Below are 24,511 nucleotides of genomic sequence, written 5' to 3' on the forward strand. Positions count from 1 at the left end.
TCATTCCCGGGCATCACCTCTGGGCAGCCGGAGCCAATCATTCCTAGCCCAGCACCACCGTGAAAGTCAGTGGCCCCGGGGCCAGCTGATATCGGGGCAGCACACCCGGTCCGCACGACGCCGTGCCAATCCCCTGTACGGCCGCATCCAGTGTCAGGTGGCTGATCCCGTCTGCCACCAGGTCAGGGGTGTGGTTGGCATTCGTCAGAACCTGCCGTGAGAAGGGCTGGAGCGTGAACGCAAAGTCCTCGCTCTGGAACGTCACGGACTGCGCGCCCGCCGGCTCAGTGGACAGGACAAGTTTGGACACCCCTGCCCGGGCACCATTTTCCTGCGGCCTGACGTATGGCACCTGCAGTTCTTCCATGGAGGCGCTGAACCACCCGCGCTGCGCCGCCATACCCGTATCCGGATACTTTTGACCCGGCCCATACCCGGTCCACGCGGCCTGGGAAAACCCTCCCGGGAGCTCGAAGTCGAAGCCCACCCGCGGCCAGGACTGCCCCCAGCCCTCGCTCGGCGTGACCTGGACACTCAGTTCCAACAGAGTCCCGTCGGTGCGCCACACATACTCGACATCCACATGCTGGCGGGCCACCGGCACACCGTAGCGCACCCGCACAGCCAGCTCGCCGCCGTCGTACGTCATTGACTGCAGCCGCCCTTGCAGAAGAGGCAGTCCGGCAGCTTCCCAGGTGTCGGCGGTGCGCGGGGAGCCGGGCAGGGCGTGGTCCTTGCCGTTGTCATTGTCGGTGGGCGCACGCCACAGCGTCAGTCGCGGCCCATTGACGGGCACGAACTTGAAAGCACTCAGTTCACCGGTGGACAGGCTGAACGTGGCGGGGCCAAAGCGCAGCTCCCCGTCCTCAACCACGGCCTCGGCAGCGCCGGAGGTGGTGTGCACCTGCGGCTGCGGGGCAGCAGGGATCCCTTGCTGGGTCCAGGCAATCTCGTGGCCAGCCGGCGCCCACGGCGCTTCGTGCGCCAGTACTGCGCTGATAGTCAAGACCCGCTCCGGCGCCAGTTCCCGGGTAATCTCCGCAGAAAGCTCGACGACGGCCCTGGCCCCTGCCGCTGTCACAGGCACCTCCAGCGTGCCACCTGCCACCTTGCCTTCAGGCCCGGCAACCGCCCACGTCCAAGCCAAGTGCGCGGTGTCCAAAAAGTCATACTTGTTGTAGAGGGCAAGTTCGCACCAGTCAGCGGAGACGGCCAGCCCCAGCGGCTCCACCACCTTCTTGTAGTCCAGCAGGCCCGGGCGCGGTTCCAAGTCGGCCGAGACCATGCCGTCAATGACGAAGTTGCCGTCGTGGACCTGCTCGCCGAAGTCACCACCATAGGCAAAGAACGCCTCACCGTCCGGGGTGTGCTGGCGAATGCCGTGCTCAATCCACTCCCACACGAACCCGCCCTGCAAACGGGGGTGTGCATCGAAGAGGTCCTGATACTCCTGCAGACCGCCAGGGCCGTTACCCATGGCGTGGACGTACTCGCACAGGATGAACGGCAGGTTTCGCCGGTGCTCGTCCTGCGCCGGGTCCGGCAGCGGCGCCTCTTCCTGGCGGCCAATCAACTCGACTTCCGCCGTGGTGGCGTACATGCGTGAATACACATCAACGTAGGGGCAGGCCCAGTCTCCTTCGTAGTGGACCAGGCGCTCAGGGTCCCGTTCCTTGGTCCACTGCGCCATGGCCCGCAGGTTCTCGCCCTTGCCAGCCTCGTTGCCCAGCGACCACATGATGACGGACGGGTGGTTCTTGTCCCGTTCAACGGTTCTTACCATCCGGTCCAGCAACGCTTCCCTATATTGGGGTTCCTGGCTGGGGTTCCCCGCCCAAGCGCCGTCCTCAAAGCCGTGGGTTTCGTAGTCGCATTCGTCAATGACGTAGAAGCCCAGCTCGTCCGCCAAGTCCAGCAGCACCGGATGCGGCGGGTAGTGGGACGTGCGGATCGCATTGATGTTGTGTGCCTTCATCAAGCACAGCTCACGGCGCATTTGTTCGCGCGGCACCGCCCGGCCCAAATCCGGGTTGTGCTCATGCCTGTTCACTCCGCGGAACAACAGTGGGGTCCCGTTGAGCTTGATCTGTGCGTCCTCAACCGTGATGGTGCGGAAGCCCACCAACAGGCGCACCGTCTGCAGTGGCGTGGAGAGTGTCAGCTCGTAAAGGGTGGGCACTTCCGCACTCCACGGCTCCACCTGGCCCACATCGAAAGTAGCGGAAACGCCCGTTTCGCCGCCGTGTTCATCATGATCCGTTTCAGCAAATTCCAGTACCTCGCTGAAGCCGAGCCCCGCCATGGCGGCTACCACGTCCGGCAGCGGCGGATCCATCTCCACCCTGAGCGTTCCGCTGCCCCCAACGGTGTAGCCGGCATGCACGCACACGTCCCGGAACGACGCCTGCGGCTGGGCCAGCAGGCTCACATCACGGAAAATACCCGGCAGCCACCAAGCATCCTGGTCTTCCAAAAAGCTGGATGCGGAGAATTGGGCCACGCGCACCACCAACACGTTGGCCACGGCCCGGACAATGCCGGTCACCTCAAACTCGTGCGCCAGCTTGGAGCCACGCGTGGTGCCCAACAACTGGCCGTTGAGCCAAACGGTTCCAGCGTTGTCCAGCCCGTCGAAACGCAGCACCGCGCCCTGCAGGAACTCTTGGCCAGCGTCAAAGACGAACCTGTGGTCCCCCACCGGATTGGCGTCTGGCACGTGGGGCGGGTCCAGCGGAAAAGGAAACTGCACATTCGTGTAGGCCGGGGCGCCGTGTCCATGGAAGTTCCAACTGGACGGCACTGGCAGCGTGTCCCAGGCGCCGTCGTCGAACGTCTCCGCCTCAATGCCGACAGGTGCCGCAGCCAGCGACTGCGAATAGTTGAAGCGCCAGTTGCCGTTGAGCGAAAGCACCGGCAAGCCGTGGTCCATGTGCGCTCGCGGACGCAATCCACCCGTTCCCGGCCCGGGGTTGGTGAGCCCCATGATCGAGTCGTAGGGGCCAGCGGCAAGGTTGGTGTTCGAGGACAGCATGTTCACAGTGGAGATCCTTAACATCTCAGGGATGGGCGGTTTGCGGCGGCACTCTTGTGACTCTAGCTGCCGGGTTCAAGCATTTTTGCCAATTTTTGCTCAAGGGAGGCAATGGTGACGTCGGGGAGCACAATCAACCCGTCCAATTCCTTACGGGCCCGCGTGTATGCGGTGCGGCGCTCGGACGCGGTGCCGGCCTCATCTTCGGCAATGTTCACCAGCTTGCGTGCAGTCTTCAGACGCAGGCGTTCCGGCTCGCTAAATGCGGAGTCCTTGACCCTGTGGGCTTCCTTTTCCGCGACTTCAAACGCCACCGCATAGGCGTTGACGGCGTTGCGGTAGTCGTCCCAGCGTCCCTTGTCCACCACATCCGCCGCAGCCACCGGACGGAGGGCGTCGGCGTCGCGCTTGGCACGTAGAAACGCTACTGTGAGCGGCTGCCGGACGTCACTCATCATGGGGAAGTCGATCATCTTGGCTACATCCAGTTCGTAGCTCAGCCACTGGCGGTTGACGGCGTCATGCTCGTCCATCACCTTGGCCACATCGGCCTCCGTGTAGCCCGGCGTCTTCCCCGGCTCGCCATTGCCTGGCACCTTGACCCGTGCGGAATCCCAAGCAGGTGATGAAACGTCGAGCCCGGCGACTTCCGGGTGCTGCAGCTTGTACAGCTCGATCTTGCGCTGGTGACGGCGTTCGCTGGATCTGTTCACGGCCTTTCCCCAGCCGCCGAGAATGCCGGCCAGAGGGAAGGCCAGCCACCAGTAACTACCCACGAACTGCCAGAAGTCTTGCATGCCTCCATCGTGTCACCTCCGCCCATGGCCACCAATAGCTACGGCTGGCGCATGTCTTGGCGGGCTCGGTCCACCACGATGGCAGGGTTCAGCCGCTGCTTTTCTGGGAGCGCGCGGATGCCCAGGGAGGCGTTGCTGATGAGTTGGCAGGAGACGTCGATGATCCTCTGGGTGTTGTGCAGGGTCCCGCCCTGCAGGGCGTCAAGGAGCATGTTGTTAACTCCACCCACGACGGACACTGCCGTGAGCCGGGCAAAGTCCAAAATGTCGGCCATCCCCTGGTCCTCAGGATGCGCAGCCAGCCATTCGCGGGCGTCCTTGGGGTCCGTTTCACAGAGCAGCAGCAGCTTGTTCATGGTTTCGTCGGCAAAGTCGTTCAGTGATCGGTGGCGCATGGACTCCAGCTGGTCCGAAACCCCGACCATTTCCACCAGAAGGATCCTGACGTGGCGGGGGTCGTCCAGCATGAAGTGCACCACCTCGCCGGTACCAGCCTTGATCGACGACACAAGGTCCCTGGCCGGGTCGTTGAAAGCGGTCTTGAGCTCCTCCAGCAGCACGGCCGCCAGGTGGTCATAGATGGTGGCGAGAAGGTCTTCACGGGATTCGAAGGACTCGTAGAAGTATCGTTCACTCAAACCGGCGCGTTGGCACACGGTCTTGATTTTTGCGCACCCGTACCCCAGCGTGCCAAACACGTCGATCCCCGCCTCGATCAGACGGCCGTGCCGTTCCAATACGCGGTCAGCGGAGCACATCCCCGAGTAACGGCGCCCCGCCCCGGCCACCGTGGGAAGGATTTCCCCTTGGGTTGGCTTCGCCGGTTCCGGCGCGGCGCCTTTGGCGCCCTGAGTCCTCATCCACCGAGTCTAGACGACAGCACTTTACGCTCTGATGGTTGCCCCTAATTGCTGCGTCTTCAGGCTCCGGCGGGCGGCAATGTGTGCCGCGTACCATCCGGTAACGTTTGCCGGGCACAGGCCGTTCAAGAGCTTGAAAGCGTGCAAGAATATGAGTGATCCCTCATGACAACCAGCACAGCCGATGACAGCAAGCTGCAACAGGACGACGGCTCGGAACAGCCTTCCCCTCTTGCAAAACCACCACGCCAGATTCCCGACATGCCGCGCAGACTGTTCTTCCTGACCATGGGCGCAGCCGCCGTCACCACCGCGTTCAAGGCCAACATTGCCGCAGATGCGATCCTGACCGAGCGCAGTCAATATCGGATCAGCACTCCAGACAATGAGGAAAACCGAACGGCTGCGCTGCGCTTCCCCGGCAAGACCTGGTACCTGCTCGGCGGCTTCCGGGTCAGCTACCGCGACGCTGGCAGAAAGCTCTCCGCGCTGCAGCCCGCCATGAACGAGCGCGCACCGGCGTCGTTCATCGGCTACTCCAATGAAGGCATTGACATTGCCCAACTGTTCATCGCGATCCAGCGGGACGTCTATGAACGCAAGATCGACACCGTCTACTTTTATGGCGACAGTTTCGGCGGCATGGCCGCCGCGGTGCTCGCCTCCCTGCTTGCGCAAACGGGCACCGCCGTGACCCTGATTGTGATGGGGTCCAGCCCCAGCAATGTGGCAGACGTTGAAGACCCAGGCAAACAGTACATATCTCTCGCCGGAAGAGTGGTTCCCTATTTGGGCCTGCTGGGCCGGATCGGTGCCGGATTGTGGGGCGGACTGGCCAACCCCAACGGTCAGGGCATGTACCAAGCGGCCCGCAGCGGCATTTCCAGCTCACTTGACCCGGACAACAACTCATTGATGCTCAGCACCACGCAAGCAACCTTCCTGCTGGCCTTCCCTGAACAATATGACGGCAAGGTTCCAGCCAGCACCGGGATCGGGATGATCTACGACCCCGACGATTTCATTGTCGACGCTTCCTCAGCCATCCGCGGCTGGGAGGCGCTCATGCCCGGCAACCGGCACTTCGTCTACGAGGTTCCCGACACCGGCCATGCCAGCCCGGAAATCCATCCCGAGATTTACCGCACGGCGCTGACAGTGGTGCTTGAGAATCTTGATCCACCGCCGCTGACGTCCAAGCCGGTGCAGCCCATCTTCTAGCGGCGGCGAGTCTAGCGGCGGCGGGTTTGCGCCAGCAATTCCTCGAACGGCAGCGAGGTCATCATTTCTGCCTCGTGCCGGGCCCGCTTGTCCCGGTGCCCGGGCACTCCGCCTCCCAGCCCCAGCCCCAGCCCAGCGGCACCGTCCGACGCCGCGGTGCCGGGTTCCGACGTCGTACTTCGCAGTGGGCGTGCACTCAGGACGGCGGCTAATTCAGCAGCTCCCTGCCCAATGCGCGCCTCCAGCGGGTTGCTGCCGGAACCGCCCCAGTCCTCGGGTGAGGCGTACACAGCGGTGGGCATGGTGTTGGCGCGCAGATAGCTGAACAGCGGGCGGATGGCCATCTCCAGCACCAGCGAATGGCGCGCGGACCCGCCTGTGGCGCCAAAAAGGACGGGCATGCCGTCAAGGAATTTCGGGTCAAGGATGTCGAAAAATGATTTGAAGAGCCCCGAATAAGAGGCGCTGAAGGTGGGGGTCACGGCGATCATGGCGTCGGCCGCGGCCACCCGTTCGATGGCCTGGACCAAGGCGGGGCCCGCGTAGCCGGTCACCATGTTGTTGGCGATGTCGGTGGCGTAGTCTCGCAGTTCAATCACATCAAGCACGGCCGTGATCCCCTGCTGGGTCAGGCGTGCAAGGACCCCCGCAGCCAGCTGGTCGGCGAGCATGCGCGTGGTGGAGGGAACGCCAAGCCCGGCGGAAATTACAACAATGGTGCGCTGCATGGAGACTCCTTGAAAAGCTAACGCAGTATTCATGCGTTTGCATCTAATGGTGTCAACAGAGTCAGCACTGACGTTATTCCCGCCGGGCAGGTGACCTTGACTAGCCAGATGGTTGCCTGCTGACCAGTTTTAGTCGCCCATGTTGGCCAGGTGCTCCGGGCGGAGCAATTCATTGAGCTGTTCAGCGGTGAGCAGTTTGTGCTCCAGGACGAGTTCCGCAACGCCTCGGCCGCTGGACAGTGCCTCCAGGGCAATGGCCGTGGAGGTGGCGTAGCCCAGGCGTGGGCTCAGTGCCGTGACAAGGCCGATGGACTGTTCCACCTGTGCACGCAACTTGTCCTCATGGGCGGTGATGCCGCGGATGCACTTGTCAGCCAGCGTGTAGCAGGCGGCCTCGAGGTGGCGCATGCTCTTGGTCAGGCTGTGCACAATGATGGGCTCAAAGGCGTTGAGCTGCAGCTGCCCGCCCTCTGCGGCCATGGTGATGGTGACGTCGTTGCCGATGACTTCATACGCCACCTGGTTCACAACCTCCGGGATGACCGGGTTCACCTTGCCGGGCATGATGGAGGACCCTGCCTGGACGGCTGGCAGCGTGATCTCACCAAAGCCGGCACGGGGGCCGGAGGAGAGCAGGCGCAGGTCGTTGCAGATTTTGGACAGCTTCACGGCCACGCGCTTGAGCACGCCGGAGAGGTGGACGAAAGCGCCGACGTCGCTCGTTGCCTCGATCAGGTCCACGGACGTGGTCAGTGGCAGTCCGGAAATTTCCACCAGATGCCGGCAGGCCAGTTCCGAATAGCCGAGCGGCGCGTTGAGCCCGGTACCGATGGCCGTGGCGCCGAGGTTGATCTCGTGGACCAGCAGGCTGGATTCGGCCACGCGTGCCCGGTCCTCGCCCATCGTCACGGCATAGGTGTTGAATTCCTGGCCGAGTGTCATGGGCACGGCGTCCTGCAACTGCGTGCGGCCCATCTTCACCACGGTACGGAATTCCACGGCCTTGGCAGCAAAGGCATCACACAGATACTCCATGGCGACCACGAGCGACTTCGTCCCGAAAATGGTGGCTACGTTGACCGCCGTCGGGTACACGTCGTTCGTGGATTGGCTGAGGTTGACGTGATCGTTGGGGTGCAGGTACTGGTACTCGCCCTTCTGGTGGCCGAAAATTTCCAGCGCACGGTTGGCGATGACCTCATTGGCGTTCATGTTCGACGACGTCCCGGCACCACCCTGGATGACGTCCACCACGAACTGCTCATGCAATTCCCCCGCAATGATTTCCTGGCAGGCCCTGATGATGGCCCCGGCACGGACATCGTCAAGGAGTCCCAGTTCATGGTTGGCCTGGGCTGCGGCCTGCTTCACCATGGCAAGGCCGTTGACCAGGTGCGTGTTGCTGCTCAGCGGGGTCCCGGAGATGGGGAAGTTCTCCACGGCACGCAGCGTGTGGACTCCCCAGTAGACGTCCGCCGGAACGTCACGGTCACCAATCAGGTCGTGTTCCCTGCGGACGGCAGTCGGTTCGGAAACGGGTTCTGTAGACGGGGTCTCGCTCATGGTTCTCCTTGGGTGAGTCATTGCGGCGTTGAAATGACGGCGCTGAAAATCGTGGCGCTAAATGAGTTACGTAACGTGTTGGTTCAGATGTGGCTTCAGGTGGCCGGTCAGCGGGTCAGCCAGTCAGCGGAAGTCCGCGAAGTTCGCCGACTGGATGGCCCCCGCCGTACACGGGCAGGTGGTTGAAAGATGCCAGCAGTTCAGAGTCAACACCCAAGGCCAAGAGTGCTGGGACTGCAGCTGGCATGCGGGCCCGGTCGCCGCCGTCGGAAATCTTGAGCGCAAAGGCGGTCCCGTCAGCCAGGGCTATGGCTTGGATGCCCTCGAAGCCGTCTTTCGCCAGCAGGCCGGGCACGGCCTGCATCAACGCCGTGACGTCTCGGTCCAGACCAGCAACGGTGGTGGGATGGGACCGCATGGCGGCGGCGACGTCGTACTCGGCCGTGCCCTTGGGGGCCGTAGTGAGCTTGCCGAAGGCGCAGGCCAGCCCGGTCAGGGATAGCCCGAACACCTCGGTCCCACAGCCGTCGGTGCTGACCGCAGTGATGGTTTCACCCGTCAGTTCCGCCACAGTGGTGCGGATCAGCGCAGCCAGCGGGTGTCGCGGGTCAAGGTAGCCTTCGATCGGCCAGCCGTTGAGCACGCAGGTAGCGAGCAAGGCGGCGTGCTTGCCCGAGCAGTTTTGCGCCAGGTGGGTGGGGCCGTGGCCTGCACGCAGCCATGCCTGCCGTTCGGCCACGCCGTAGGGCAGGTCCGTGGAGTTGCCCAGGGCGCTCTCATCAAGGCCCGCCCCGGCCAGTATTTGTGTGGCAATTTGCTGGTGGACGGCCGAGCCCGAATGGCTTGCCGCGGCCAGTGCCAGCTGTTCTGCCGGCAGCTGCAGCCCTGCGCGCAGAAGTGCGACGGCGATGAGCGGCTTCAGCGCCGAGCGCGGGTATATACGAGCCGTGGGTTCGCCGCGGCTCAGCAGCACCTTCCCGGCGGGATCCACGGCCACCAGTGAGCCATAGTGGACACTTTCCACGAGCTCGCCGCGGGTTTGCACGGCGAGAGGGGCATGGTGCGGAAATTCATTGACGGTCATGCTGTTTGTGCTCCCGTGATGGTGGTCAGTGCTGCATCCACTGCGGACAGGTGCCCGGCCATGGCGAGGCCTGCCTCTGCGGCACGGCCCCCTGCAATGGCGTCGAGGATGAGCCGGTGCTCAAGGTCCGACTGGTGCGCCCGGCCGGTGATCATGTTGATGGTTTCGGACTGGTTCACCATGGCATCCCGGATGTCATTGACAACCCTTTCGAAGACGCCGTTGCCGCTGGCCTTTGCAATGGCGCCGTGGAAGCTCGCGTCCAGGCTGACCCAAGCTTCAGGGTCGCTTTCCTCTGTCATTCGTTCGACGATGGCCCGCATCTGCTCGAGCTGTTCCTCAGTGCGGCGGGCCGCGGCGAACTGGGCTGCGGGGATTTCAATGTGTGGGCGGGCCTCCATGAGGCTGCGTGCTGAAAACTTTCCCAGCAGCAGATCGCTGGAAGCGCGGTTGGCCACCACGAAGGTGCCCTTCCCGGTTTGTGTTTCCGTCAGGCCTAGGGCTGTGCAGGAGCGCAGGGCCTCGCGGACCACGGAGCGGCTCACACCGTACTGCTGTGCCAGTGCAGCCTCAGAACTCAGCTTGGCGCCGACACTCAATTCGCCCGACTCAATGGCCGAGCGGATGGTCTTGAATACCGCTTCTGCGGCGCTGACACGAACAATTTGTCCTTGTCCGGCTGTCCAGCTGTCTGACAGGTTCATCTAAAAAGCATGGCATGCCCCACGGATCGCTGTCAAGGGTTTCCCCGCGCCGCCGCCACACGAACGACGCTCCCGCACTTTTCGGGGCATTTTTCCCAACGCTCCCGCACCCAAGTGCATGAGCGTTCTGGACTTAACCCCTAAAGCTGCAGGAGCGTCGGTAGTCACCGGCCCGAATGCGCGGGAGCGTCGGTTAGGGCGGAAGGTAGAGGCCGGGTTAGTGCATGCTGAACTGGTATTCCGCGGGCACTTCCTCGTCCGGGCATACTTGTTGCCACAGCTCGTGGAGTGCGTTGACGCCTTCACGCAGGTCAACGACCTCCACTCCTGATTTCAGAATGGCGGCAGCGGCATCGCGCTCCCCCAAATCCGCATGGGCCTTGGCCTGGAGGAAGCGAACCCGCCCAAGGCCAGCCAATGGCTCCGGGGCCCGGCCCAACAACTCCTGCGCCAATTGCGGGGCACCGTTGTCCAACGCCAACGTCACGGCCTCCACCAACAACTCGCGGCACTCCCCCTCCAACGCGCAGGCGGCGGCCAGTTCTGCCAAGCCGCCGGCAGTGTCATCGGCCGCCAACAACGCCAACCCCAGGCCGCGGTGCGACAGCGCGCGGCTCCGCACACTCAGCGGCTCCCCTGCGGCAAATGTTGCCTCCAGCGCTTGGCGGTACAACTTGGCCACCACCGCTTGATCACCAGCACCGGCGGACGCCCTCGCCTGCACCATGACGGCGTGGTGGAAGGCGCCCTCAGCACTGTTGTTGCGCCCAGCCGTGAGAAGGTCCTCCCAGTCCAGGCCCCTGACGAAGGACGCCGCCCCACCAAACGGCTGGCTGGGCACTTCTCCCGCTGTTGCCTCAAAGGGCTTTTCAACAATGCCCTCGTTGGCACGCAGCAGTTCCGCCCACGGACCCTGCTCAGCTGTGAGCGTTTCCGGACCAAACGGCGTCCCTGTTTCATCGAGCCAGTCCAGGTCCGCGTGCTGGCGGCGCTCCCGTTCCAAAGCACCCCACCCGTTGCCGGCCACCACCATTTCCGACGGCGGCAAATCGGCCCATGCTACGGCGTCGTCCAAGGCCTTGGCAATGGCCTGCTCCGACACCAAAGCCTCAACGCGCTGCGCCCCATGGGCCACGGCGGCGCTCCACTGAGCGCCTGCGAGCGCGGGGTCCAGTGCAGCGTTGCCATATGCTTCCACCCATTGCCAACTGGCACCCGCAGGCATGGGGACGTGCTCAAACTGGGTCTGCGCCAACCCTGACTGAATTTCCGCATACTGCCGCGGCTCGCCCGAAACGCTCGGCGACAGCCATTCCTGCCAGCGCTGCCCGCCCAGGCTCTCGCCCCACACGAAGAGCTTGCGCCCGCGTAGCTGGGCGGAGGAAACCAGTGCGAGCCCGTCGCCGTCGGCATCGGCAGCCACTTCCCAGCGGCGTTCTTCCGGGGCGAGGTCAAAGAAAAAGTCCACTGCGTGGGTGTTGCGCGCCGGCCAGGTAGCGTCCAGGCCCTGGAATTTTGTGGGGTCAACGCGGGCCATGGAGCCGTCGTAGTCGGTGGCATAGGCGTGCGTGGCCGGGGCGATCACACGGGTTTGAGGTGTCTGCGGGATGGCGGCATTCGTCCACCAGTACATGGGCACGGTTTTGTCATTGGGGTTGCGGATGCGCACGGCGACGAATACGACGGGTGAATCCTCCGGCAGCCACGCATCGATCTGGAACACCACTTCGCGCAGCCGATCGAATTCCCACATGCGCAGCACTTCCTGGCCTTCCGGAGTGCGCACAATGGCTGAATGCAGGGGAACATTGGTGGTTGTGGAGTGCCCACGCGTGCCAATGTTGAACTCGATGCCGCCGGCAAACCATGCGTTGCGCAGCGCAAAGTTCGCGAAGTGGATGCGGTCCTGGGTGTGCAGGAGCTCCTTGCCCGTGGCTTTGTCGGTCAGTTCCCAGAGCCGGCCTCCCAGCTGCGGCAAAAACGTGGCCTTCACCTTGTCATTTTCCAGCACGACGGCGGTCAGTTCCGTTGCGCTGACCTCTCGCGTGTAGCTCTCCTGCATGGGGTAGGGATAAACATTGTTCACCTTGCCCCAACGCACGCCGGATGAAATCTCGGCCGGGATTCCATCCCCCACAACATACGGCGGCTCCAGCAACGGTTGGACTGACGGCAGCGGCGAATCCCGGCCAAGCTCAGCGAGCTCAATGACACAGGTGGTGAGCGTTATGGAGGAGGCGGTGCCCATGCGGTGTTCCAATCACAGTCAGATGGCCGGACCACGCTGTTTGCCCATGGTTGGGCACAACGCGGGAGCGGCCGGGAATGGTGGCATTCCCCAAACGAGCCTATCGGATTAGGCACATGGAGTCGGTTTCGTGCCTTTCCTCCAGCTCCGGGTTCCGGCGCTCCACCAGGTTCATGACACTGGCCCGGCCGAGGGCGCCGCAACCGGCTACCAGCGCAACCAACCCCAAGCCGATGAGCAGGGACGTACCGCTGGTCAGCATCTCGCCGCGAGAGCTGATGATCAGCAGCGCGGCCATGACTGAGCCCAGCACCGCGGCAAACGCCAAGACGTGGAGACGCTGGTTGCGTACCCGACGCAGCGGCCAAGCAATAAGTATTGCCAGGGGCAGGCCCAGGACTACAGCGACCGGGAATCCGTAGATCAGCGCCACCGGTAGGAAATACCAGCCCAGCCCGGTGTCCAGCGGGGACACGGCAGCGGTCAACGCCAGCCCCAAGCAAAACAACGCGAAGGTGCACAGCCATCCAAGAAGCAGCGCCGGCACTCCGTAGCTCATGCTGAAACGGTCTGCTTTGGCGTTTGCCAGCGCACCGTTCAGGTCGGGATGCTTCCAGGAGAATCCTGCGTCTTGAAGTTTCTTAGCCGCTACCCAGCGACTTTTCAGCACCAGTTCGGTTTCCGTGCGGATCAACACGGCTCCCATTGTGAGCAGCCACGCCGGGGTGGGCAACCCCAATGGAGCACGGTTTGTCCGGCGCACAGCGGACATCAGTGCCGCGTTTGTCACGACCTCGGGAGCCGCTATATTGACGGGTCCGGTGATCTCACGGTGTTCGTGCAGGAACAGCACGGCACGGAACACGTCCTCGACGTGGACCCAACTGAACTTTTGCCCTCCGTCGCCCATCCTGCCACCCAACCCCAGGCGTGCCAGATTGTTGAACGGACGCATCACGCCGCCGTCGGAGCCCAGGACGATGGTGATGCGCAGCGGAATCCTGCGTGTTTTCGGCGCCTCCGCGGCGGCGAGCGTTTCTTCCCAGCCCCGCGCGACGTCGACGGAAAAGCCGGAGCCGAGTTCGCCGTCGTACTCGTCTTGTGGGTAGTCCCGGGCGTCTCGGTAGATGGTGCCGGTGCTGGCGTTGAACCAGTCACGGGGTGGCTGGGCGCATGCGGCGACGGCACGGCCCAGCTCTGCGGTTGTCTCGTTGCGGGACCGGATGATTTCCGCTGTGTTGGCCGGGGTGTAGCGGCACGAGACGGATTTTCCGGCCAGGTTGAGCAGCAGGTCCGCGCCGTCAAGTACAGCAGTGATGGCCGCGGTATCGCCCCAGACGGCATCGCCCGAACGGCCCACCGTGCGCACCCTCCACCCGGCGTCGGCGAATTGGCGGCGGAAATGCGTGCCAATGAAGCCCGAGGCCCCGGCGATGACGACTGTTTTCACGACTGCACCGATTTTCACCCCTGCACCTTGTCCTTCAGCGCCAGCGCTTCCTCCACCAGTGGCTTGACCACTGGCAGCCGGGAGAAGGAGACCAGCTTGGCGATCAGCGGCGCGGCTCCGTCAATCAGGGTCCGGGTGCGGCGCTGGTTGGCCGAACTGTCGTACACCCAAAACAGCACCACACCCATGTAGGCGAGCCACAGGAGTTCGGGCAGCTGGGCGCGCAGGAAGGCCGGAATCTTGGCCCCGTCCACCGCTTCACTGAAAAGTCCGACGGCCGCCTCCCGCACTTCCGCCGACGCCTCGCCGAAGGGATTCACCGCCGACTGCGGCGGCAGTGCACTGGAAATGAAGGTGCCGCCGAAGCCGTGGTACGGGGTGAGCGCATCAATGCCTGCATGCATGGCCAGCTTGATCCTGTTTCCCAAACCGCTGTTGCCTTGCATGGCCAGTGAGGCCGCTGTGCTCTGTTCTACGACGGATTCGCGGTAGAGCTCAAGAACCAGTTCATCCTTGGATGCGTAGTAGTAGTAGGCGCTGCCCAATGACACTCCAGCTTCCGCGGCGATGGCGCGCATGGTGGTCTTCGCGAACCCCTGGCTGCGGAACATGCCAAGAGCGGCATCCAGTACCTTGGCCTTGGTTTGTGCACTCTTGCCATCCATCGCTGCATCCTTTGTTTTTGAACGTGTTCAGTTTCTAGTTGAGCACACTTTTTGAACATGTTCAAATGTACCGAGGGGATTGTGAGCGAAACGCTACATGCCAGTGGCGGGTTGCACCGGTACTGGACCCGTTGCGGCACTCCACGGGTGTGGGACGTCTCCGAATGCTTCCAGGACGCTCCATCCTCTGAACTCCACCAAGCATGCGTCAAGGCCAGCGAGTGGGGGCGTGCCACGGCCGCAATCTAGCGCTGCTATTCCGTATCTGGCCTTGGTGCGTCAGGGAAGTCCAGCTCGGCCCTTGGAAGCAAGTCGACATAGGCGCTGGCTGCCGATATGAAGAAGAACAAGAAGCCAAGCAGCCCCAGGCCCATGGAATCGCTGGACACCACTTCCGGGTCGACGTTCAGGTTGCTGACGATGATGGCCACGGCCATCGCGAAGGCCGCGGTAGCTATGCCACAGAAGGTTCCTCGGTGGGGTGCTGCCGAGAAGAGATCGGCGCACAAGCCCGCTGGCTCCTGTCGCCCAGCCCATTGCGCAGCTTTCGTGGCATTCAAGGGCTATGCTGCGGATGCCTCCAGCGCTCAGTTCTCCCGGCGGTAGCGGATGTGTGTTGCCAGCGGCGAAGGCAGCACCTCGACCGGCTCGAACCCGAACGTTTCGATGCCGTCGAAGAGCCGCTCGCCGGAGCCGCACGTGCCTGGACGCAAGCGGCGTCGAACCCGTCAGTCAGTCTCCCACCCGCCTCGGATCGGACCGAAAATGTTCCGGCCCGGCACCAAAACCGTCGAGCAGAATCGACATGTGGCAGGTCGTGGAGCGCAATCTACCTGAGGGTGTTGGCCCGCCGCAAGGATTGCCCTTGGCATGGCAGAGACGCACCCTCGGAGAACGGCGGGCGCCTAGACTCATCACCGCGGCCGGTTTGGCAATGCACTGTGTGCAGGCGAACCTCGAAACAGGAAAAATGCCCGCTGCCGCCAAATACTGCGTAGCATCAGAGTAGGGATTGGCGAGGAGTGTGGCGAAATGTTTGAGATATTTACCGACCCTGCCCGACGTGTTGTGGTGTTGGCCCAAGTGGAAGCCCGCGAACTCAACCACCAGCACTTCGGCACGGAGGACATCCTTCTTGGCCTCATCCGTGAAGGAAACGGCATTGCAGCGAAGGCGCTGGAATCCATGAATGTTTCATTGGATCGTGTCCATGAACAGGTAAATGAGCTCGTTGAGAAGGGCCAGCCGTCCCCCGATGGAGCCATCCCGTTCACGCAGCACGCCAAATTGGTGTTGGAGCTCGCCCTAGCCGAGGCGCAGTTGCTGGGCCACAACTACATTGGCACTGAGCACATCCTGCTGGGTCTGATCCGTGCCGGCGAAGGTGTTGCAGTCGAGGTCCTCGCCAAGCTTCACGCCGATCCCAACGCGGTTCGCCAGCGAGTCATACAGTTGCTCTCCGGCTACCTGGGCGAGGAACCCACGACTCCTGAAAGTAACGACGACTGAAAGCAACCGCTCCTAAAACAATCACCCAGCGGTGGAAGAAGCCGTGTCACTCGGCGAAATCTGGCTCCCTCCTGAAGGATCTACTGAACCGTGCAGTGCCGCAAATACCGACTTGGCAACTACCACTGACGCGTTTTCACCACTGTTCGCAGAAGCCGAGAGATTGGTCCCGACGATGATGGTGTCACCGTTGTTGGTGTCGTAGCCCATAAACGTTGCATAACCGGGGATTTGCCCCGCATGTCCGAGCACTCCAGGGACCAGCTGGGCCACGCCAAACCCATAGCCAACACCGTTCGGCTGGCTGGGGTCACTTGGCTGGATGCTGTCCAGGCCCAAGACGGATTGGTGTCTGTCTGGTTGCGAGGCTTGAGGCTGCCGTCAAGTGCCGCAGGCAATTGGGCCGAGGGAACAGCGTATGAGTCGATGGTCTGAACGTTCGTGCCGAACTGGTAGCCCTGGGCATGCGGTGTGGGAATTGTGGAATCCGTGTTGGCTGGCAGGGAAGTGTGAGTGAGCCCGAGAGGCTCGAAGATTCGCTTCTGGAACGCCTCGGCGGCCGACATGCCCGTAACTTTCTCAATGACCAGTCCAAGCAAAACAAAGTTGGTGTTGTTGTAGTCATATTTCTGCCCGGGAGGCGCTTCCGCGGGGTGTGAAAAGGCGACGGCGAGGAGTTCTTCGGGCGTCCACACTTTGTGCGGGTCATTGTCCATGGTGGCATTGAATCCAGCGTCAAACGTGTAGCTGAAAAGCCCGCTGCGCATATTGGCCAGTTGTGCGATGGTGATATTTTCACCGTTGGGCACATCCGGGCGGAACTTCGAGATCGGGTCATCCAGCTTCAACTTGCCTTCCTGGAACAACTGCAGGATCACCGTTGCGGTCATCGGCTTCGTATGGCTGCCGATCCGAATGTAGTCGGAAACAGATATGGGTACCTGCTTTCCAATCTCGGCTGTGCCGAATGCCCCTGACCAATCGCCTTGTTTGGGTGCTTTGATCAGTATCACTGCGCCTGGGATTGCGTTGGCTTTCAGCAGCTCTGGAATTTCCATCTGTAAGATTTTCGCATATGTCGGCTTTGAACTGTTGGGTTCTGAGCTGGCCGAGGCCGACGGCGTGCTGCCGCCAGTTGTTGGTGCCGTGCACCCCGATACGGCTAACAATGCAACTGCCGCAAACATCGCCATTACGGTAGTCTTCACAGCTCGATCCTTCCGACATCCGCTGGGTCGCCTTGCGAGCGAACCGGGTCAATACGCATCCCATGACGTATTTTTCAGACTAAACCCGGGCGTGTGCAATACCCAACAAAAATCGCTGGCTTCATCGCTTCCAGTAATAGGGGGTGGTTGTTGACACTTTCAGGAGTCCGGAACGCTCCAGGATGGGACGTGATAATTCGGTGGAGTCGCTGTGAATCAGCAGCTTGCCGCGGGTGAGAGCTGAGCGCGCGCGGGCTGCCGTCAATGCACGGTAGATTCCGCGCCCACGCCACTCCTCACGAGTGGCACCGCCCCAGATCCCGGCAAATTTCGTCTCTGCAACCAGCTCCAGACGTCCTGCCGTCACGATCCGTCCCTCGACTTCGGCCACCCACAACTCCATCCCGGGGTCGATCGCGAGCCGCCTCAGCAGCGCTTCCGCCATGTCATCGGAGACCGGGTCGCCAAAGACCTCATCCTGCATGGCGCTCATCGCGCGTACGTCTGATTCTTCCATGACCTGCCGCAACGTCACACCCTCAGGCAGTGGAACGTCAACGGCAAGTGCCGACGCTTCACCGATCATGATCGACTCCTGCTCGTCCCGGATGAAGCCGTTGTCGAGCAAGGCCTCATGCAGTCCAGGGGCATGATCGTGTCCACGGGTCTTCCACTCGACACGGGTGATCTCAGAGTCGCACTGGTAGTACGCCATCGCTTCTGGAACGAGCCGTTGGATGGCAGCCTGATCGGCTCCACCAAGGTTCTTGTAGGTGATGAATCCTCGTCCGTTCATGAACGTCACCAAACGCAGCGGACCTTGCACAATGACCTTGATGGCGCTCGGTGTCTCCGCATCGGTGCGCAGTTGTTCGTCGTAGGCCGCCAGGAATTGGACCCGCTTTTGGGAATCGTTGTCGCTCATCTATCCATTCTTGCGGAAGATCGGGGATCCAGCTCTGGTTCGATGCGTTCCGGGCGGAAACCACGCCCAACAATGCGCCCTGTCACGCGGCGGGCCACCGGCAGAGCCACCGCTGCAACAGCGCGTTGCCACCAGCGCATCGGGCTGCGCAGGAACGCCCCGCCACCCGGCTTCCCAATGAATCTGTGGACCATCAGTTGAAGCGGCTGCATGCAGGCAACAGGCTTCAGCCGTCGTTTTTGCACACGTTGGAGTTCTGCCACCGTCACCGATCCTGCACGCAAGCTGCCGACCAGCAGGTTGGCGCTGGCCACTGCGTCCTGGACCGCGTAGTTGATGCCCACCCCGAACGCCGGTGACATCGCATGGGCGGCGTCCCCAATGCATAAGAAGCCCTCCCTGCCCCACTGCTCCAGCCGATTGACCTGGACCGTCAGGAGCTTGATCTGGTCCCAGTGCTCAAGCGAGGACACCACCTCGGCAAGGAACGGGGCGGTCCGCAGGATCCTGGCCCTGAACTCGTCCAGTCCAGCCTCCTGGATGCCCTTGAAGTCACCCTTTCGGATTAGCATCCCGGACTGGAAGTAGTCGGTCCGCGGGATGGTGATGATCATCGACTCTGCGTCCAGATAGGCGAGCGTGTCTGGCGGATTGTTTTTTGTTTTCGGTAACCGGAACCACAGCACGTCAATGGCTACGCCATAGTCCTTCGGGACCAGCCCCGCCGCGTGGCGAAGCGTCGAAGCCCTGCCGTCCGCTGCAATAGTCAGCGCAGCCGTTATTGAAAGCAGGCCGACGGGAGTCCTCGCACGCACTCCCGAGACGCGTCCGCCGTCGAACATCAGGCCGGTGGCGTCAGTGCCCATCAACAGGCGGAAGGTGGAGTACTTCGCACCCTCCTCCGCCAGAAGGGAAAGGAAATCCCACTGCGGCATGAGCGCGATCGATTTGTTCGCCCCGGACAGGTGGGAGAAATCGACCGGAGTCAGGCGATTGCCGTTAATGACGATGTCCAGGGTTTGAATGGCGCTTTGGGCAATGGCGTCGAACTTCTCGCGCAGGCCAAGCTGGTCAATCAAATCAAGCGTGGACGGGTGGATCGTGTCGCCACGGAAATCTCTAAAGAAGTCCTCGTGCCTCTCCAGCACAATCGTGTCGACGCCTGCGCGGGCCAGCAGGATTCCGAGCATCATGCCCGCCGGCCCGCCTCCGGCAATGCAGCAGGTGGTGCTCAGATTCTGTGTCTGCATGTCAGCCCCATCTAGTTCCCATCACTGCGGATGTTGAGCCAACCAAATGCCCGCTCGACGGTTTCCCGGGCGGCTTCGGTGACAATGGGCCCGTGCGCGAGGACGAGCTTGTCGAAGTCCCATTGCAGAATCTGCTCGATGGACTCCCGCGCTGCAACCTTGTCGCGAAACGTCAAGCGAATGTCACGGCCAACCCCGCCCCATGGAGCCTTCACCCCTCCGAGTGCCACCAGGGCGTTACGCAGATGGTTTCCTGGCTTGCACTCGTGGATCTGGATGACGTCCTCAACGAGCAAAGTGCGTGAGGGCACATGGAAGAACACCGCCTCCTGCAAGAGGGAACTGCCACGGAGTTGGACCTGTTCCAGATCCGGTGCCCACAAATCGCCGTCCGTTTCTCCCAAGATGCCAGCCAGCGGCAGTTCGCCTTTCTTGAGCGTGATGGGCGTGATGGGGCTGGAAAACATTTGGGCTTCGGGGAACAGTTTGTGCCAGGCGTTCAGGCGCCAAAAGTGCCGCGGTGTTGGTGAGACCAGGTAACGGACGGGGCCCAGCGCGATGATTTTAGCCAGCAAGGAGAACGAGACTTGGACCGGAGAGGCGATCCACAACGACCCGTCCTTCAGCCTGGCCACCGTCATCCGCGTGTTGAAATGAGCCCCCATGTCGCGGACCACAGGACCATTGACCACAAACAGGTCCTTGCCCACCGGTTCCAAGCTCACCATGGCCTCAGTGTAGCCATCCGTCTTGACCGGAGTCCACGAAAAGGGCTGCCAGGCTGCTCCTAAGCGGTGGCTTAAGCGGTGACGGCTGCCGCGATCACAACTGGCGTCGTTTGGCCGTCCCACGTGACGGTCAATGCAGCCTCACGCGGGAGCGCCCCGCTGGTATCCAGCTCACGCAGCACGGCAAAGTTCAGCGGACCAGCCGCGATGCTCGTGACGGTGCCCGTGGTGGCCGGGACGCCGGCGCTGAACTCCGGCAGGCCGGCGTCGGACGTTGCGCTACTGCTGATCCAAGCTGATTCCGGCAGCCGCTCCAGCGAATCTCCTGTCACCAGCATTTGTTGCACCTGCGGCTTGCCGGTAAGCAGAGCAGCCGCAAGCTCGGCGACATAGACGGGATCCGCTGTGGCGTCATAGATCCAGCGCGTCCCCAAAACCGAATGCTCCATGGTGGTGATGAGGAATTCCTCCGCCCCGGACAAGGGGGCTCCGCGGTACGTCAGCGGGACGTGGTACGTTCGCTCCCCCACGCGGAGCAGGTGCGTTTCCACGCCCACCTCGCCAGCCGGATCGTCAAAGCGGAACGCGCCGAGAAGTTCCAGCTCGCCCGCATCCCCGGCAAACCACGGCTGGCTCGGCAGCCACTGGCTCAGGAGCTCGGACTTGGAGGGGGTCAGTTCTGCATCATAAAGAATGGCCATGCCCACCAGTCTAGGAGACTTGTCTACCCCCGCCGCCGAGCCGGTGACCGGCCCAGCGGCGGTGGTTAGAGGTTCAGGTGCGTGGGCCCGAACATCTTCAGCAACACATCAACCACGACGACGTTCGGCCCGTCCCCCGCAAAGCCTGCCTTTAGCGCGTCCCCCACATCTTCGGGTTTCACGCGCTGTGCCGGAACCCCGAACGACTCCGCGAGTTTCACGAAGTCTGGTCGGGTCAGCTCGGTGTGGGTTGCCTTGCCGAAGGAGTCCACCATGTACTCGCGCAGGATGCCGTATCCGCCGTCATCGACAATGAGCCACGTGACGGGTGCGTTGTGCTGCTTGGCCGTGGCAAGTTCGGCGATGGAGTACATGGCTGAGCCGTCGCCGGCCACCGCCAGCACGCGGGCGGGTTTGCCTTGGCTTTGCAGCCCCAGCGCCCCGCCAATTGCTGCCGGGAAGCCGTAGCCCAGGCCGCCGGCGCCTTGGGCGGAGTGGAATTCACCGTCGCGTGAATCCCAGCAGCTCCAACCCCAATAGGCGGAAATAGTCATGTCCCAGAACGTCTGCATGTCATCCGGGACGGCCGCGCGGATATCCGCCATGAACGTGCGCTCAAGTGCCAGGTCCTGCACGTCAAGACGGGCCTGCACTTTCGCCAAAGTCTGCTTCACGATCTCGGCCGGGCGGGTCCCATGCCAATCCGCGTCCGCGCTCAAGGACGAATCCAAGGCATCGTTGAGCGCACGCAACGCCTGTCCGGCGTCGGCCCGGATGCCCAGCGCCGGTCGGTTGGATTCAAGCACCCGCGGCTCGGCGTCGATCTGGATGATGCGCCCGCGCGGCTCCATGGTGAAGTAGTTGCTTGACACCTCCCCCAGCGATGAACCGATGACCACCAGCACGTCGGCGTCCTCAAGAACTTCCGTGACGTGCCTGTCTTCAACCCACGACTGCAGCGACAACTCATGATCCCAAGGGAAAGCGCCGTTGCCACCAGGGGTGCACACCACGGGCGCGTTGAGCTTCTCAGCGATGGCCAACAGCGGCTCTTCGGCTTTCCCTCGACGCACACCGCCGCCTGCCACGATGGCGGGGCGCACGGCATCCTTGAGCCATTTCACGGCTTCACGGACAAGCTCGACGCGCGGCGGGTTGTCGAAGGGTTCGGCGAGCGCATCTTCCACGGCCGGGACAAAGATGGGGTCAAGCAGCACATTTTGCGGCACTTCAACCCACACCGGGCCCTGCGGGGAGGAGACGGCTTCCGTCCAGGCGTCCTGAATGGCTGAGGGGATGCCGGAGGCGTGCTGGATGAGGCGTTGGCTCTTGCTCACATTGGCAGCCGATGCCTTTTGGTCATCGAGCTGGTGCAGCATGCCCTTGCGCCGGGCGCCCAATCCTTCTAGCGGGATCTGGCTGGCGATCACGATCATGGGAACGCCGGTTGCGTATGCTTCCTGCAACCCAGCCAACGCGGTCAAGGCGCCGGGGCCGGTGGACAGGAACAGCACACCCACTTCGCCCGTGGCCCGGGAGTAGCCGTCGGCTGCGAAAGCCGAGTTGTTTTCCACGCGGGAGGAGACGAAATGCAGCGGTGAGCGGCTCAGTGCGTCAAACAAGCCCAGGGCGTGCTGGCCGGGGATGCCGAAAACGGTTTTGGCGCCGAGGGCGGAGAGGGTTTCCACCACCAGGTCCCCGCCGTTGCGCTGGGGTGCGTCAGGGGCCTCCGCCTGTGAGAGGTCCGCTGCGGAGCTTGCGAGGTCAGGGAGTATCTGGGGATTCACTTGGCACCGCCTTCGGTTCCGGACGGCGCGAACCCGGCTGGCCGGCGTCGTTCTTCGGCATCGAGGGCTTGCGGCGCATAGCCGTTGGGCTCACCGAAACGATCGCCGGCCACATGGTTGTCCGCCATGAGCGTCACCAGCTCAAAACCGACGTGGCTGGCGGCGATGCCGGTGATTTCGGCGTGGTCATAGGCGGGGGCAACTTCGACGATGTCCGCGCCAACGAGGTTCATGCCGCGGAAGCCGCGAATGATCTCGATGAGTTCGCGGCTGGAGATGCCGCCAGCTTCAGGTGTGCCGGTGCCGGGTGCATGTGCAGGGTCCAGGACGTCGATGTCCACGGAAATGTAGAGGGGCCGTTTGCCGATGCGGTCGCGGATTTTCGCCACGGTTTCCAGCACGCCCTGGTAGTAGACGTCGGCGCTGGTGACGATGCCGAAGCCGAAGCGGTGGTCATCGTCGAGGTCCTTTTTGCCGTAGAGCGGGCCGCGCGTTCCCACATGCGAGATCGCTTCAGTGTCCAGAAGGCCTTCCTCCACAGCTCGGCGGAACGGGGTGCCGTGGGTGTATTCGGCGCCGAAGTAGGTGTCCCACGTGTCCAGATGTGCGTCAAAGTGCAGCATGGCGATGGGCTCGCCAGCACGTTCGGCAGCGGCGCGCAGCAGCGGCAGCGAGATGGTGTGGTCCCCGCCGATGGTCAGCAGCTTCGAGCCGCCGGCGGTCAGATCAAGGGCGTTCGCCTGGATGGTTTCGATGGCCTCGTTGATGTTGAACGGGTTCACGGCCATGTCGCCGGCGTCCGCCACCTGGCAATTTTCAAAGGGTGAAACATCCCACGCCGGATTATAGGGACGCAGCAGCCGGGAAGCCTCACGGACGTGGTTCGCACCAAACCGAGCACCCGGTCGGTAGGAGACGCCGCTGTCAAAGGGAACACCGACGACGGCGACGTCGGCTTTCGCCACTTGGTCCAGTCTCGGGAGGCGTGCGTACGTGGCGGCACCCGCATAGCGCGGGATCCTGGAGGAGTCGATAGGGCCAAGGTTACCGTTGGCTTCGATGCGGAGCTCTTTCATGGATGTCCTCATTTCTAGACAGTTGACCTGCGTCACATCCGTGCAGTTGTTCACCATAGTACAACCGATGTTGCCTAATGTGAACCAAAAGTTTCATAGTGGATACCTTGAGTTGAGGGCAGCCCATTCCATGCGCATGAACACGCTGCAGCAAGGCAGCGTAAGAATTTCGTCAAGACAGGCTCTTTCGCGACGCACTGGTGCTAGTCTCCATGTGCCGCCAATGGACGGCGCTGAAACGAAAGGCCTCCCGTGACAACCCTCGCCAAAGCTCCCTTCGAACCCGGAGCGAACGGGAAGCTCAAAGGAAAGGCAGCCCTGCGCCAATGGCTGCTTGAAGGGATGCCGGAAAGTGCCGGCAAGCGACAAGGCCCGCACGGACGGCCATCACCGGACCATAAGCCCCACTCATGGTGGAGGGTCATGTGCCTGACTGGTCTGGACTACTTCTCCACGCTGGGCTATCAGCCGGCCATCGCTGCGCTGGCCGCAGGCGTGCTGGCACCCTTGGCCACCATTGTGCTGGTGCTGGTGACACTGTTCGGCGCACTTCCGGTGTACAAGCGTGTCGCCCGGGAAAGCCCGCACGGCGCCGGGTCCATCGCCATGCTTGAACGCCTTCTCCCGCGCTGGTGGGGGAAGTTCTTTGTCTTGGCGCTGTTGGGTTTCGCCGCCACCGACTTCATGATCACCATCACGCTCTCCAGCGCCGACGCCACTGCACACGTCATTGAGAACCCTTTCGCACCAGCCTTCCTGCACGGCCAAAACATCCTCATCACACTCGTTTTGATCGCAGCCTTGGCCGCAGTGTTCCTGCGCGGCTTCAAGGAGGCGATCAGCATCGCCGTCCCGCTTGTCAACTGCTACGCTTACTAAATGACGAAGACGGCGATCTACACGAGACAGTCCCAAGACAAGGGCGGCGACGCTGCCGGAGTGGACCGCCAAGAGAAAGCCTGCCGAAAAATGGTAG

Annotated in this window: 18 protein-coding genes and 3 pseudogenes; 3 read left to right on the top strand and 18 right to left on the bottom strand. The window is 62.7% G+C overall.

The features are described from left to right. Nucleotides 1-43 precede the first annotated feature (43 nt). The 3 genes from JMA46_RS13200 to JMA46_RS13210 all read right to left on the bottom strand — a co-directional run bounded on the left by JMA46_RS13200 (nt 44) and on the right by JMA46_RS13210 (nt 4,688). Nucleotides 44-3,031: a glycoside hydrolase family 2 TIM barrel-domain containing protein gene (locus JMA46_RS13200; protein WP_247647295.1), complete on the bottom strand. Its 2,988-nt coding sequence runs from the start codon at nt 3,029-3,031 to the stop codon at nt 44-46. A 62-nt stretch (nt 3,032-3,093) separates the two neighbouring features. Continuing rightward, entirely contained in the window at nt 3,094-3,828 is a 735-nt protein-coding gene (locus tag JMA46_RS13205) for a hypothetical protein (RefSeq protein ID WP_207345812.1), read from the bottom strand. A 38-nt stretch (nt 3,829-3,866) separates the two neighbouring features. Beyond that, on the bottom strand, nt 3,867-4,688 hold the full coding sequence (locus JMA46_RS13210) for a TetR/AcrR family transcriptional regulator (protein WP_207345813.1): 822 nt from the start codon (nt 4,686-4,688) through the stop codon (nt 3,867-3,869). Between the two features lie 165 nt (nt 4,689-4,853). On the opposite strand from JMA46_RS13210, the gene JMA46_RS13215 reads away from it, so the two are divergent. Then, a complete protein-coding gene (locus JMA46_RS13215) occupies nt 4,854-5,909 on the top strand; it encodes a hypothetical protein (RefSeq protein ID WP_207345814.1) in 1,056 nt (351 codons plus the stop codon). Nucleotides 5,910-5,920: 11 nt separating this feature from the next. Here JMA46_RS13215 and JMA46_RS13220 read toward each other — a convergent pair whose 3' ends face one another. The 8 genes and pseudogenes from JMA46_RS13220 to JMA46_RS13255 all read right to left on the bottom strand — a co-directional run bounded on the left by JMA46_RS13220 (nt 5,921) and on the right by JMA46_RS13255 (nt 14,860). Next, entirely contained in the window at nt 5,921-6,637 is a 717-nt protein-coding gene (locus JMA46_RS13220) for an FMN reductase (RefSeq protein ID WP_207345815.1), read from the bottom strand. 129 nt (nt 6,638-6,766) lie between these two features. Then, nucleotides 6,767-8,200 carry an aspartate ammonia-lyase gene (locus JMA46_RS13225; RefSeq protein WP_207345816.1) on the bottom strand — a complete coding sequence of 478 codons (1,434 nt, stop codon included), beginning with the start codon at nt 8,198-8,200 and terminating at the stop codon, nt 6,767-6,769. Nucleotides 8,201-8,315: 115 nt separating this feature from the next. Beyond that, entirely contained in the window at nt 8,316-9,284 is a 969-nt protein-coding gene (locus JMA46_RS13230; protein ID WP_207345817.1) for an asparaginase, read from the bottom strand. Continuing rightward, entirely contained in the window at nt 9,281-9,988 is a 708-nt protein-coding gene (locus tag JMA46_RS13235; protein ID WP_207345818.1) for a FadR/GntR family transcriptional regulator, read from the bottom strand. The genes JMA46_RS13230 and JMA46_RS13235 overlap by 4 nt, the downstream gene beginning before the upstream one ends. A gap of 217 nt (nt 9,989-10,205) precedes the next feature. Next, a complete protein-coding gene (locus JMA46_RS13240) occupies nt 10,206-12,236 on the bottom strand; it encodes a DUF5107 domain-containing protein (RefSeq protein ID WP_207345819.1) in 2,031 nt (676 codons plus the stop codon). A 586-nt stretch (nt 12,237-12,822) separates the two neighbouring features. After that, a pseudogene (locus JMA46_RS17250) lies at nt 12,823-13,698 on the bottom strand (TIGR01777 family oxidoreductase); the annotation flags it as partial. A gap of 2 nt (nt 13,699-13,700) precedes the next feature. Continuing rightward, complete coding sequence (locus JMA46_RS13250; RefSeq protein ID WP_207345820.1) at nt 13,701-14,351, bottom strand: TetR family transcriptional regulator; 651 nt, start codon at nt 14,349-14,351, stop codon at nt 13,701-13,703. Between the two features lie 254 nt (nt 14,352-14,605). Next, nucleotides 14,606-14,860: a hypothetical protein gene (locus tag JMA46_RS13255; RefSeq protein WP_207345821.1), complete on the bottom strand. Its 255-nt coding sequence runs from the start codon at nt 14,858-14,860 to the stop codon at nt 14,606-14,608. 523 nt (nt 14,861-15,383) lie between these two features. On the opposite strand from JMA46_RS13255, the pseudogene JMA46_RS13260 reads away from it, so the two are divergent. Next, nucleotides 15,384-15,833, top strand: a pseudogene (locus tag JMA46_RS13260) (Clp protease N-terminal domain-containing protein); the annotation flags it as partial. 146 nt (nt 15,834-15,979) lie between these two features. On the opposite strand, the gene JMA46_RS13265 reads toward JMA46_RS13260, so the two are convergent. From JMA46_RS13265 to speB, 7 genes are all read right to left on the bottom strand, one after another. After that, a complete protein-coding gene (locus tag JMA46_RS13265; protein ID WP_207345823.1) occupies nt 15,980-16,918 on the bottom strand; it encodes a serine hydrolase domain-containing protein in 939 nt (312 codons plus the stop codon). Nucleotides 16,919-17,189: 271 nt separating this feature from the next. Continuing rightward, on the bottom strand, nt 17,190-17,993 hold the full coding sequence (locus JMA46_RS13270; protein ID WP_207345824.1) for a GNAT family N-acetyltransferase: 804 nt from the start codon (nt 17,991-17,993) through the stop codon (nt 17,190-17,192). Beyond that, on the bottom strand, nt 17,990-19,243 hold the full coding sequence (locus JMA46_RS13275) for an FAD-dependent oxidoreductase (protein WP_207345825.1): 1,254 nt from the start codon (nt 19,241-19,243) through the stop codon (nt 17,990-17,992). The genes JMA46_RS13270 and JMA46_RS13275 overlap by 4 nt, the downstream gene beginning before the upstream one ends. A gap of 11 nt (nt 19,244-19,254) precedes the next feature. Then, a complete protein-coding gene (locus JMA46_RS13280) occupies nt 19,255-19,971 on the bottom strand; it encodes a DUF4336 domain-containing protein (protein ID WP_207345826.1) in 717 nt (238 codons plus the stop codon). Nucleotides 19,972-20,042: 71 nt separating this feature from the next. Next, nucleotides 20,043-20,672 (bottom strand): hypothetical protein, encoded by a 630-nt coding sequence (locus JMA46_RS13285; protein ID WP_207345827.1) that lies wholly within the window; start codon nt 20,670-20,672, stop codon nt 20,043-20,045. Nucleotides 20,673-20,737: 65 nt separating this feature from the next. Continuing rightward, on the bottom strand, nt 20,738-22,366 hold the full coding sequence (locus JMA46_RS13290) for a thiamine pyrophosphate-binding protein (protein ID WP_210768743.1): 1,629 nt from the start codon (nt 22,364-22,366) through the stop codon (nt 20,738-20,740). An 89-nt stretch (nt 22,367-22,455) separates the two neighbouring features. Beyond that, nucleotides 22,456-23,535: an agmatinase gene (gene speB / locus JMA46_RS13295; protein WP_207345828.1), complete on the bottom strand. Its 1,080-nt coding sequence runs from the start codon at nt 23,533-23,535 to the stop codon at nt 22,456-22,458. Between the two features lie 252 nt (nt 23,536-23,787). On the opposite strand from speB, the pseudogene JMA46_RS13300 reads away from it, so the two are divergent. Next, nucleotides 23,788-24,396: pseudogene (locus tag JMA46_RS13300) on the top strand (amino acid transporter); the annotation flags it as partial. Between the last annotated feature and the right edge of the window lie 115 nt (nt 24,397-24,511).

Source organism: Arthrobacter sp. E3, from assembly GCF_017353415.1.
Taxonomy (GTDB): domain Bacteria; phylum Actinomycetota; class Actinomycetes; order Actinomycetales; family Micrococcaceae; genus Specibacter.